The 12,324-nt window shown below is 71.4% G+C and carries 8 protein-coding genes; 3 read left to right on the top strand and 5 right to left on the bottom strand.

From position 1 onward, the window contains the following. Positions 1-339: 339 nt before the first annotated feature. From ACH4KB_RS35240 to ACH4KB_RS35220, 5 genes are read right to left on the bottom strand one after another with little or no spacing between them, the layout of a single operon-like run. The gene (locus ACH4KB_RS35240) at positions 340-1,581 is read right to left on the bottom strand and encodes an amidohydrolase (RefSeq protein ID WP_398070737.1); all 1,242 of its coding nucleotides are present in this window, start codon (positions 1,579-1,581) and stop codon (positions 340-342) included. Then, positions 1,578-2,369: an ABC transporter ATP-binding protein gene (locus ACH4KB_RS35235; RefSeq protein ID WP_398070735.1), complete on the bottom strand. Its 792-nt coding sequence runs from the start codon at positions 2,367-2,369 to the stop codon at positions 1,578-1,580. Before ACH4KB_RS35235 ends, ACH4KB_RS35240 begins: the two co-directional genes overlap by 4 nt. Then, complete coding sequence (locus ACH4KB_RS35230) at positions 2,366-4,201, bottom strand: dipeptide/oligopeptide/nickel ABC transporter permease/ATP-binding protein (RefSeq protein ID WP_398070733.1); 1,836 nt, start codon at positions 4,199-4,201, stop codon at positions 2,366-2,368. The genes ACH4KB_RS35235 and ACH4KB_RS35230 overlap by 4 nt, the downstream gene beginning before the upstream one ends. Then, positions 4,201-5,196, bottom strand: a complete 996-nt coding sequence (locus ACH4KB_RS35225) for an ABC transporter permease (protein WP_398070731.1) — start codon at positions 5,194-5,196, stop codon at positions 4,201-4,203. The genes ACH4KB_RS35230 and ACH4KB_RS35225 overlap by 1 nt, the downstream gene beginning before the upstream one ends. Further along, positions 5,196-6,764, bottom strand: a complete 1,569-nt coding sequence (locus ACH4KB_RS35220; RefSeq protein WP_398070729.1) for an ABC transporter substrate-binding protein — start codon at positions 6,762-6,764, stop codon at positions 5,196-5,198. Before ACH4KB_RS35220 ends, ACH4KB_RS35225 begins: the two co-directional genes overlap by 1 nt. A 208-nt stretch (positions 6,765-6,972) precedes the next feature. Between ACH4KB_RS35220 and ACH4KB_RS35215 the strand changes: the two genes are divergently transcribed. The 3 genes from ACH4KB_RS35215 to ACH4KB_RS35205 all read left to right on the top strand — a co-directional run bounded on the left by ACH4KB_RS35215 (position 6,973) and on the right by ACH4KB_RS35205 (position 11,761). Next, a complete protein-coding gene (locus tag ACH4KB_RS35215; protein WP_398070728.1) occupies positions 6,973-8,040 on the top strand; it encodes an Lrp/AsnC family transcriptional regulator in 1,068 nt (355 codons plus the stop codon). 250 nt (positions 8,041-8,290) lie between these two features. After that, positions 8,291-9,742, top strand: coding sequence for an amidase (locus ACH4KB_RS35210; protein WP_398070726.1), 1,452 nt, complete (start codon positions 8,291-8,293; stop codon positions 9,740-9,742). Between the two features lie 93 nt (positions 9,743-9,835). Continuing rightward, the gene (locus ACH4KB_RS35205) at positions 9,836-11,761 is read left to right on the top strand and encodes an acyl-CoA synthetase (protein ID WP_398070724.1); all 1,926 of its coding nucleotides are present in this window, start codon (positions 9,836-9,838) and stop codon (positions 11,759-11,761) included. The last annotated feature ends 563 nt before the right edge of the window (positions 11,762-12,324 follow it).

Genomic DNA, 12,324 nt, shown 5'->3' with positions numbered 1-12,324 from the left:
GCAGCCACCTCATAGACGGCTGTCTCACCGAGACCGGCCTGATCATCAGACCTGCCTGATCAGCAGCACGACATCACGAGTTCAGCCTCAGTAACCACCTGCTCGACAGCCGTCGAGCGCGGGCAACCCGCGCGCGTCGACCTGCGGGACCCTTTCTTCACCGCTCGGCTCCTCCGCCCGAGGCCCACACATCCGGCACGTGGAGTGCAGACGACTACGGGCCGCGCCCCCCGTCCGGCAAGGCCACGAGGGTCGCGGCGTAACGAGTTCCGGCGAACGTGTCGGCCGGGACGTCCTCGTCGATCCTGCCGAGGTCAGCCTAGGTCGTGGCCAGGTCGCTCATCCCAGTCGGCTCAGCGCCGCCGACACCAGCGTCCGGACACCGGGCAGCAGCACCGAAAGGTCGGGGGCGAACAGGGGGCTGTGGTTTCCCGGTACGTTGCCGATCTTCTCGGCCAGGTCCGCTCCGGGGGCCGCGTCCCACACCGCGGGTGGGGTCGACGTCACGTACCAGAAGTCGTAGGGCACGCCCCCGGGCGCGAGGAGGGAGAAGTCCTCACTGCCCATCGCTGGGCCGAAGTCGAGCACCGTGGGCGGTCCGAACAGTTCGCGGTGCACGGCGGCGATCTCGCCGTCGAGGACGGTGTCGTTGACGGTGTTCGGATAGCCGGGCCGGACCGTCACCCCCGGCGGGGTCGGGCAGCCGGCGGTCCGGCACTCGCCCTGAACGATGCGGCGGACGGCTCGAAGGACGCGGTCGCGCACCCGCGTGTCCTGGGTGCGCAGGTTCAGGGAGAGCCGGGCCTCGGCGGGGATGATGTTGTGCTTCGTACCGGCGTGGAACTGTCCCACCGTCAGCACCACCGAGTGGGCAGCCGCGACCTCGCGGGACACCACGGTCTGCAGGCGCGTGACGATGTAGGCGGCCGTCACCACCGGGTCGGTCGTCGACTCGGGGCGCGAGCCGTGACCGCCGACGCCGTGGACGACGACGTCGAGGTCGTCGGAGGCCGACATGATGAGGCCCGGAGTGTGCGGGTAGAACCCGGCGAGGCCAGGCGCGGCGTGCTGGCCGAGCACCATGTCGGGGAGGGGGAAGCGGCTGTGCAGCCCGTCGGCGACCATGGCCGCCGCCCCGCCGCCGGACTCCTCGGCGGGCTGCCCGAGGACGACGAGCGTGCCCGACCAGGTGTCGCGGGCCGCGGCCAGCGCGTCGGCGGCTCCGGCGAGCCATGTGACGTGCAGATCGTGACCGCAGGCGTGCATCACGCCGTCGACGGTGGAGGCGTACTCCAGACCCGTGGCCTCCTGGACCGGCAGTGCGTCCATGTCGCCGCGCAGCCACACGGTCGGACCGTCGCCGTTGGCGAGAACACCGACCACCCCGGTACGGCCGACGCCCTCCGTCACGGCGTAGCCGGCCGCCCGCAGCCGCGCGGCGAGCTTCGCGGCGGTGCGGTGCTCCTGGAAGGCGAGCTCCGGGTGGCGGTGGAGGTCCTGGTAGAAGTCCTGCAGGGCGACGGGCTTCACGTCGGCGGTGATCTCCTGCGTGAGGCGGGCGACGGCGGTCGGTTCGCTCATGCCGCTTCCTCCTTCTCTTCGAATGTCGGCACGCTCGCCAGGAGACGGCGCGTATAGGGGTGCTGTGGGGCGTGGTAGATGTCCCGCACGGGGCCCTGCTCCACCAGTTCGCCCTGACACAGGACAGCGACCTCGTCGCTGACGTGGCGGACGACGGCCAGGTCATGGGAAATGAAGATCATCGTCAGGGACAGGGACCGCCGTAGTTCCTCGAGGAGGTTGAGCACCTCGGCCTGTACGGAAGCATCCAGCGCCGAGGTGATCTCGTCGGCGATCAGCACTTCGGGCTCCACCGCGAGAGCACGGGCCACTGCGATGCGCTGGCGCTGGCCGCCGGAGAACTCGTGTGGGTACCTGTCAGCCGCGGAGCCGTCCAGCGCGACGGTCTCCAGCCACCGTTCGACCGTCGCCGCGTGCTTCCTGGCGTCGGCCCGCAGGGGGTCGACGGCCTCGGCGATGGCCTCACCGATCGTCATGCGCGGGTTGAGGGAGGCGTACGGGTCCTGGGAGACGAGCTGCACCCGACGGCGCACCGCAGCGAATTCCCTGCGCCCGAGGCCGGTGATGTCCTCTCCGTCGAGGAGGATGCGGCCCGCCCTGGCGGGCTGGGTGCCGACGATCGCCTTGGCGATGGTCGATTTCCCGGAGCCGGACTCGCCGACCAGGCCGAGGGTCTGCCCGGTCCGGACCCCGGTGGACACGCCGCGCAGCACGGTTCGCGCGCGCCGGCCGTGTCCGAAGGCGACGGTCAGCTCCTCGACGGCCAGCTTGTGCGGGGACGAGGTCATCCGGCCTGTACCTCCTGTCGTACGGCATGGCAGGCCACGTCGTCGATCAGACGCGGTCGTTCGGTCGCGCAGACCGCGATCGCCACCGGGCACCTGCTGGTGAAGGCACAGCCCCGTGGCCGGTCGGCCGGCGCCGGCGGGCGGCCCGGGATCGTGGCCAGCGGTGCGCGTTCTCCGCTGCCGGTGTCCCGCAGGCGCGGGCTCGCGGCCAGCAGCGCCCGCGTGTACGGGTGCCGGGCGCGGCCCGCCCGCAGGCCGGCCGCGGACAGTTCCTCGACGACACGTCCCGCGTACATCACCACGACCCGGTGGCACACCGTGCCGACGACACCGATGTCGTGGGAGATGAGGAGCACACTCGTGCCACGCCGGTGGTTGATGTCCTTCAGGACGTCGAGGACCTCGGCCTGGACGGTCACGTCGAGGGCGGTGGTCGGTTCGTCGGCGACGATCAGCCGCGGGCCCGGCAGCAGCGCGGCGGCGATCATCGCGCGCTGCCGCATGCCGCCGGACAGCTCGTGCGGATACTGCCTCATGACCCGCGCGGGCTCCTTGATCCGTACCTGCTCCAGGGCCTCGACGGCCCGCCGGTCCGCCTCCACCCCGCTCACGCCTTGGTGCACGCGGAGCGTCTCGGTGAGCTGACCGCGCATCCGCAGCGCCGGATTGAAGGAGGACGACGGGTCCTGGAAGACGACGCCTATCTCGGTCGCCAGCCGCTTGGGATCTGCTTCGGGGGCCACCAGGTCGAGGTCGTCCAGGGTCAGTTCCGCCGCGTGAGCGGACAGTCCCTCGGGCAGGAGCCGGGCCACGCTCATGGCCGTCAACGACTTGCCCGAGCCGGACTCCCCCACCAGGCCGACGATTTCGCCGGGCATGACGTGGAAGGAGATGTCGTCGACGAGACGGGTGCCGTCCGGCAGGACGACGGCCAGGCCGCCCACCGTCACCAGGGCGTCGGCGGGAGCCCGCTGCGAGGGCGTGGCCACGGCGGTGGGACGGACCGCCGCGGACTTCGCCCTCCCACCGCGGGGATCGAGCGCCGCGGCGAGGCCGTCGCCGACGAAGCCCGCGAGAACACCGGTGACGGTGATGGCGACCGCCGGGCCGATCGCCTCGGCGGGGTTGGTGTAGAGGGACTGCAGGCCGGAGTTGAGCAGTGCGCCCCAGTCGTAATCCGGTGCCTGCACGCCGACTCCCAGGAAGGAGAGGCCGGACAGGGCGACGAGCACGTTCGCGAAGGCCACCGACAGCAGTACCAGCAGCGGCCCGGAGATGTTCGGCAGGAGGTGCCGGACGAGCACGCGGTACGGCGGTACGCCCATCAGGCGCGCCTGCGTCACGAAGTCGCGCTGCGCCACGGAGGCCGCCATGTTCGCCGTGAGGCGGGCGAAGGCGGGGGCGCCGCCCAGGCCGATCGCGAGGACGGAGGCGACGGGCCCGGTGCCGAGGACCGTGGCGATCACCAGCGCGAGGATGAGCGCCGGGTAGGAGATCATCACGTCGATCAGGCGCAGGCCCAGCTCGCGGACGCGCCGTCCCGACACCCAGACGCCGGTGCCGAGCAGGATGCCGGCGACCGCGGCGATCGCGGTCGCGGCGAGGGTCATCTCCAGGGTCAGGCGGGTGGCGACCAGCGTCCGCGCCAGTACGTCGCGGCCGAGCACGTCGGTGCCGAGCCAGTGTCCGGCGCTCACGTGGGCGCGGGCGGCACCGCTCAGCGAAGTCGCCTCCTCCTCCAGGAGAAAGGGCGCGACGATGCCGACGGCGACGATCAGTCCGAGGCAGGCGAGGGATACGACCAGGGGTGCGTTCCACCGGATGCGGCGCATCAGCGGCCTCCCTTTCCGGCGAGGGTGCGGGGGTCGAGCAGCGCGAGGACGACGTCGACGAGCAGGTTGAGCAGGGCGGCGAGCAGCCCCAGGATCAGGACGCAGCCCTGGATGACGGGGTAGTCGCGGACGAGGAGCGCCTCCACGACGCGTTGTCCGATGCCGGGCCAGGCGAAGACGGACTCGACGACGACCGTGCCGCCGAGCAGCCCGGCGAGGATCAGCCCGCCGAGGGTGAGCGTGGCGGTCAGCAGGTTGGGCAGGGCGTGTCGGGCGTACAGGCGCAGGGGCGGCAGGCGGCGGCCCCGCGCGGTCCGCATGTAGTCCTGGGCAAGGACGTGGGTGGCCTCGCTGCGCACGATGCGGGCCATGACGCAGGTGGCCGGCAGCACCAGGGCCGCGATGGGGAGCACCATCGACACGATGGTCTCGGCGCCCGCCGCCGGGAACCAGCCCAGCTTGATGGCGAAGCCGAGGACGAGGAGGGTGCCGATGATGTACTCGGGTGTGGCGCCGACCGTCCCGGTGACGAAGGTGAACGAGGCGTCGGTGCGGCGGCTGCCGCGTGCCGCGGCGGTCAGTCCGATCGGTACGGCGAGCAGCAGCACCACGAGGACGGAGAGGAGCGCGATCTCGGCGGTGAACGGCAGGCGGCCGCCGATGATCTCGGCCACGGGCTCCTGCGTCTGGAAGGAGGTGCCCATGTCGCCACGGAGCAGGCCGCTGGTGTATGTGCCGAACCGTACGAGCAGCGGCTGGTCCAGGCCGAGGTCGTGGCGGGCCCGCTCCACGTCGGCAGGGGTCGCTTCGGCGCCTGCCACCACGCGTGCCGGGTCGCCGGGGATGAGCTGCACCATCAGGAACGTGCCGGCGACGAGCGTGACCGCGACGGCGGTGAGCCCGACGAGACGCCGGAGGAGAAAGGTGCCCCAGGGGCCCAGCCGCGCCGAGCCCCCGGCCCCCGCGGCCGCCCCTACGGCCGATGCCGCCGCCATCAGCCGGTGACCCGGATCGTGGAGACGGAGAGGGATCCGCCCGGCATCGCGAAGGAGACGCCCTTGCGGGCGACGTAGTGCACGTCGACCGTGGCCAGCGGGATCACGTCGTTGGCCTTGAGCAGCGCCTCCTGCGCCTTCTGCCAAAATGCGCACTTGGCGTTGCGGTCCGTGGTGGAGGTGGCGGCGACATAGTTCTCGGCGTAGGCCGCGTTCTGCACCGCGCCGTAGTTGAGGCCGCCCTTGGCTGGTTCGGGGCCCAGGAAGTAGGTGCCACCGCGCGCGAGGGTGCCGCTGATCAGCGGGAAGACGGTGACGTCCCAGTCGCCCTGGTTGGCGGTGACGTCGGTGGCCCAGGCCGCGTTGTCGGCGTTGGTGAGCTTCACCTCGGCGCCGGCGGCGCGCAGGGCCTCGGCGACGTAGGAGTTGCCTGCGCCGCCGGCCACCGCGTTGGATCCCTCCAGCTTGACGCTGACGCCCTTCAGGACCTGCTTCGCCGCAGCCGTGTCCGTCCTGGTCAGCAGGGAGCCGTCGGTGGAGACGCACGCCGCCTTGTCGTCCACGTACGACGTGAGGAGCTGTCCGGTGCCGCCGAAGACGTTGTTGAACGCCTTGACGCTGACCGCCTGCGCGATCGCCTTGCGGACCTTCGGATCGGCGCCCGGACGCCCGGGGCGCTGGTTGAAGGCGATGTAGTTGCGGATGAACGGCGCGGACTTGACCGTGAACGTGTCGTTGCCCGCGAACCGCGTGGCGTCCGTGCCGGTGAGGGGGACCAGGTCGAGAGCACCGGTCTGCAACTGGTTGGCGAGGGTCGACTCGTTCTTCGAGATCTGGACGCGCAGGCGGTCGGCCGGCTCCCCCGCGGGCATCGAGGCAAACCGCGGATACGCCTTGAATCCCTTGCGCAGCCGCAGTTCGTACGAGGCGCCGCGCCGTGCCGTCACCATCTCGTACGGTCCGGTGGCCGCGCCCTCGACGGCGCCCTGGGCGAGCGCGGCGGCGCCCGCGTCGAGGCCCGCCTCGCAGACGATCCCGGCGGCGGTGCCGGACAGGCCGGCGAGGACCTCGCCCCACGGAGTGGCGGTGGTGATGGTGATGGTGCCGGCCACGTCGTCGCCGGTGATCGTGGTCTTCTCCCCTGCGTTCGCGGCGCCGAAGGTGAGCAGGGCACCGGCCGAGTTCGCCCGGTAGCGCTTCAGCGAGGCGACGACCTGCGAGGCGGTGAGCGCCGACCCGTCGGAGCAGGTCAGGCCCTTCTTCAGAGTCAGTGAGGTCTTCGTCGGCGTGGACGTCCAGGTGTCGGCGAGACCGGCGACGACCGTACCGCCGTCGTCCTGGCCGACCAGCGGCTGGTACAGCAACGACGTGAGGGCGTAGTCCGTCGACCCCGCGCCCTTTGCCGGGTCGAACGAGGTGACGTCGGAGGTGAATCCGACCTTGACGGTGGCCCGGCCCTTGTCGCCGCTCGATGAAGGACCGCCGGTCGGGCCGGTGGTGCAGGCGGAGGCCAGAAGGGAGGTGACGGCGACCGTGATGGCGCCGGAGAGGAACCGCGAACGGGGCATGGAGGACTCTCCAGGACTGATAACCGAGAAGGGGCCGAGGGCTGGGAGGGGCGAAGGGCCGGTACGGGCCGGGGACTTGGACGGGCCGTGGGCCGGGCCGGGCCGAGGTCGGGGAGCGGGCAGTGCTGCGGTCTGTTGCGGCATACAGAACAGGCCACTTCCCTCCCGACCCCGCAATTGCAAGAATCCGCATCGGAAAGGTGATCGCATGCATGAATCCGCAGGGCCCATCGGCCTCAGGGCCGCCACCACCCCGTCCCGGGGAACACTCGATGAACTCGATCTCGCCCTCGTCAACGCCCTGCAGATGGCGCCCCGCGCCCCCTGGGCGCAGCTGGCCCGTCCGCTCGGCGTGGACGCGGCAACGCTCTCCCGACGCTGGTCCCGGCTGCGGGACTCCGGTGAGGCGTGGATCACCTGCTACGCGTCTCCCTCCCAAGTCACCTACGGTGCCCTCGCCCTGATCGAGGTGTCGTGCGTGCCGCAGGCCCGGGAAGCCCTGGCCGGCCGGCTCGCCCGGCACCCGCAGGCGATGAGCGTGGAACTGGTGGCGGGATCCTGCGACCTGCTCCTGACGGTGGCCACGGCGACCATGTCGTTGATGAGCGGGTACGTACTCGCCCTCGGCCGTATCGAGGCGGTGACGGCCACGCGCACCCACCTGGTGCAGCACGTGCACCGGGACGGCAGCGAGTGGCGCATGGACTCCCTCTCCCGCGACCAGAGGCGCGAGCTGGCGGAGACCGAGGACAGTGGCGCCCACACCGCCGTCGCGGCCACGCTCACGCCCGAGGACCGCATCCTGCTGCGCGTCCTCGCCGAGGACGGCCGCCGCTCCGTCACCTCGATCGCCGCCGAACTGGGCCGCCCGGAGTCAACGGTGCGACGGTCGCTGCACTCTCTGCTCCAAGGCGGCAGAGCGGTACTGCGCTGCGACGCCGCCCACCTGTACGCGGGCTGGCGCAGCTCGGCGACGCTCTGGATGTCCGTACCGCCCGCCCAGCTCATGGCGGCGGGCGACGCATTGAGTCGCCTGCGGAGCACTCGTATGGCGGCGTCGGTGTCCGCCGAGGCGAACCTGCTGAGCGTGGTGTGGCTGCATGCCTTGGACGACCTCGGTCGCTACGAGGTCCAGGCCGCCGCGCAGATCGCCTCCGTGCGCGTACTCAATCGGGCCGTGAACCTGCGCTGGATCAAGCGCATGGGCCGCCTGCTCGGTGGCGACGGCCGCAGCACCGGCTGTGTCCCGGTCGACCCGTGGCACCCGATCGTCTGAACCACCCCCGTCCGAACCGCCCCCTCTCTCCAGGTCTGGTCCGAGTCCTCCTTCCGAGCCTGCGGCTGCGCTTTCCGGCACACCGCCCCCGGTCCTGGCGGATTCATGCAATCCGCAGGCCGGGTGGGGCCGGTACCTGAGGCTGACACCACCGCCGGACGACAGCCGACCGACCGGCACGCCAGCCGGCACAGCGACCGACCGGCTTACCGACCGGCTTCAGCCTCCGTACGGGAAGGACGCCACGCCCATGTCCAGCCGCGCCCACGCCGCCGATGACCTCGTCCACCTCAGCGCTACCGACGCCCTCCAGCTCTTCGCCCGCCGTGCGCTGTCGCCCGTCGAACTCATGCGGGCCGTCGTCGAGCGTGCGGAGAAGGTCGAACCGCGCATCAACGCCTTCACCGAGCGGCTCTTCGACGAGGCCCTGGAACAGGCCCGGCACGCCGAGGCCCGCTACCTCGGCAAAGACGGCCTGGCCCCCCGTCCGCTGGAGGGCATCCCGGTCGCGGCCAAGGAGAAGCACGCCATCCTGGGCCGCACCCTGACCGAAGGCTCCCTCGCCCACGAGGGCCGCATCGCCACGGAGAACGCTCCCGTGATCGACCGCGTCCTCGGCGCGGGCGGCATCATCCACGCCCGCACGGCGACCCCGGAGTTCTCCCTCAGCACGTACACGCACTCCCGCATGTGGGGCATCACCCGCAATCCCTGGAACCCCGAGTTCACCCCCGGTGGCTCCTCGGGCGGCGCGGGCGCCTCCCTCGCCGCCGGTACGACCCTGCTCGCCTCGGCCTCCGACATCGGGGGCTCCACCCGCATCCCGGCCGCGTTCACCGGAACCGTCGGCTTCAAGGCCCCTTACGGACGCAACCCCGGCCTCGGCGTGCTCACCGCCGACCACTACCGCGGCGACGGTCCCATGGCCCGCACCGTGGACGACGTCATCGCCTTCCAGAACGTCCTGGCCGGCCCCGACCCCCGCGACCACGCCTCGATCCGACCCAAGTTGACCGTACCCACCGCGTACGAGGACGTGACCGGCGCACGTATCGCCCTGTGCGTCCGACTCGGCGAGTACGACGTCCATCCGGAGATCGAGGCGCACACCCGCGCCGCCGCCCAGGCCCTCGCGGACGCCGGCGCACACGTGGAGGAGATCACCCTCCCCTGGACGCGCCTCGACCTGCTCACCGCGGTCGCCGGCCATTTCTCGACCCTCTTCGGCGCCCTCGTCGTCGAGGCCGCCGAAACCCACCGCGACCTGCTCAGCCCGTACACGGTCGCCTTCGCCGACACCATGACCCGCGCCCGCACACGGGTGAGTTACCTCGACTCCCTGCGCGCCGAACACCGGTTGCAACGAGCGCTCGCCACCGCCATGGACGGATTCGACGCACTGATCTGCCCCACCACCGCCGTCCCCGGCTGGCACGCGGGCGACGATCTCGCCGGCGACAAGGTCGTGGTGCACGGCGAGGAGGTGGCCGACACCCTGTGGAGCGCCATGACCACGCCTTTCAACATCAACAACCGCTGCCCGGTCCTCAACGTTCCTTCCGGCATGTCGAGCTGGGGAGTCCCCACCGGCCTCCAGATCGTCGGCCGCCCCTACGACGACCCCGCCGTCTTCCGCATCGGCAAGGCACTGGAGACCCTCCGCCCTTGGTCGTACGCCCAGACCGAGGACGGCCTGCTGTAGCCCGGCGAGCGTTGCCGACGCCCCCGCCCACGCGGGAACGCGCGGTCGGCCCCTACCCACCATCAACCAGCCCACCGTCGAAAGGCAGCTCCTGTGACCGCCCCTGAACCCGATCTGCTCTGGCCGGCGTACGACCAGCCGGGCGCCCTGACGGAGATCGAGTCCATCGCGCTCGAGGACCGCGGCCTGCCCGGTTCCACGTACGCCGTCCTGGCCCGCGCCGCCGTGATGTGGCCCGACCGGCCGGCTCTCACCATGCTGCCCAGCGCGGAGCAGTGGACGCGCGGCGAAACCGTGTCCTTCGAGCAACTGCGCGATCAAGTGCACCGCATCGCCAACCTCTTCCACCGGCACGGCGTCCGCCGTACCACCGCCGTGGGCCTGCTGACCCCCACCGCCGCCCTGCTGCCCGCCACCCTCCTGGCTGCCCAGCTCGCGGGCTGTGCGGCACCGGTCAACCCGGCGCTCGCCGCCGATCACGCCGAACGGTTGCTGGGTCTGGGCGGGGCAAGGGTCCTGGTCGCGGCCGGACCCGAACTCGACTCCGACGCATGGCGGACGGCCCGCACCGCGGCGGCATCACTCCGCTGCTCGGCGCTGTTCGCCCTGCGTCCGGTCGGCGCACCCGAGCCCGCGCCCGAACTGGAACGGATCGAGGGGGTCCACGTCGCCTATCTGCACGTCGAGGCCGCCGCCCAGCCGGCAGAGCTCCATCCTGGTGTGGTGCCCCCGAAGGCCGGCGACCTGGCCGCGTACTTCCACACCGGCGGCACCACCGGCGCCCCCAAGCTGGCCGCGCACACCCACGCCAACGAGGTGACCGACGCCTGGATGATCGCGGCCAACAGCACGTTGGACTCCGATTCCGTAGTCTTCGCCGGGCTGCCGTTGTTCCACGTCAACGCCCTGGTCGTCACCCTGCTGGCACCGCTGTTCCGCGGTCAGCACAGCGTGTGGTCCGGCCCCCTCGGCTACCGCGAACCGGCGCTTTTCACACTCTTCTGGAAGATCGTCGCGCATTTCCGGATCGCCACCATGTCCGCGGTCCCGACCGTCTACGCCGGCCTCGCCCGGATTCCGCTCGACGCGGACATCACCTCGCTGCGCTTCGCAATAGTCGGCGCGTCCCCGTTGCCGCCGTCGGTACGTGCGGCGTTCGAGCACCACACCGGCGCCCCGCTCTGCCAGGGGTACGGCCTCACCGAAGCCACCTGCGGCAGCGCTCGGAGCTTTTTGCACGAGCACCAGCGCCCGGAGGCCGCGGGCCAACGCATGCCCTACCAGCGGATGAAGACGATACGGATCGACAACGACGGCACCTGGCACGACCTGCCGCAGGGGGAACCCGGCATTCTCGCCATCAGCGGCCCCACCGTCTTCCCCGGCTACGTCGTCGGCCACGACGACACCGGACCGTGTCTGGACACCCTCGGCAGTGTGCGCGACGGCTGGCTCAACACCGGCGACCTGGCGCGCGTGGATTCTGACGGATTCGTCCACCTGATCGGCCGCGCGAAGGACCTGATCATCCGCGGCGGCCACAACATAGACCCCGCCGTCATCGAGGACGCCCTCCTCACCCACCCGGCCGTCACCGGCGCAAGCGCCGTCGGACGCCCCGACCCTCACTCCGGCGAGGTCCCCATCGCCTACGTCACCCTCAGGCCCGGCACGACCGGCACCGGCCCCGACGAATTGATCGCCTTCGCCGCGCAGCACGTACCCGAGCGAGCCGCCGCCCCCAAGGACGTCATCGTCCTGCCGGCTCTGCCTCTGACCGACATCGGCAAACCTTCCAAGGTCCCTCTGCGCCTCGACGCAACGCGGCGTGCGATCTCCACAGCCCTGGCCGGTCTCGGCACCGCTGTCGCCGACGAACAAATCCGGTGCGAACTGGCAGACGGCCGCCCAATGGTTTCCCTGCCTCCCGTCGTCGACCCCGGCCAGCGCCGCCGGATCACCGCCCAACTCGCCCCGTACGACGTGAACTGGACGTTCACCGGCCTTGGCAGTTCGTGAGGCCGCCCTGCCGTCACCACAACATCCCGGCGGCCGACTGCCGGCAAGGTGGGCCGCCAGGGCGAAACACCTTCCTCCCCGCCCCGGAAGCCACGCCGTCGCTGCGGCGATACGCTCGTCAGCCCCTCGCGGCCTCGGCTCCGAGCCCCTGGCAGCCCGAGATTCTCCCGGAGCCCGCTGACCATACGGAGCCCGGGGCCACGAACCCGACATCATCACCCACCGCGCCACGAAAGCAACGTCCCGTAGCGGCGGACGGGCTCGGCCCGTTCAACGGGAGCGTCCCGACGGACGCGGCTGATCCCCGCCGAGTCGATGATCTTCCCCGAGGCGACCCCGGCCGGCCACGCCTCGGTCTCCTCGACGCGTCTCCCTCCAGAACTCGAGCGTCATATGAGCGTCAAGATTCCTCGAAAGAACCCCAGCAAGCGCCGCCGAATCGGCCGTACCTCTCAAGAAAACGCAGGTCAGGCCCCCTACAGGGCTCGATGCAGCCACTCAACCCCTTTACCTGGAGGAAACAGGTCGAGCAATCCGCCCGGGCCACAAAACCGCAGGTCAGG

The organism is Streptomyces sp. NPDC017520 (assembly GCF_044329855.1).
Lineage (GTDB): Bacteria > Actinomycetota > Actinomycetes > Streptomycetales > Streptomycetaceae > Streptomyces.
The sequence above is the reverse complement of the archived record's forward strand: the minus strand, read 5'-3'. Positions and strand labels throughout refer to the sequence as shown.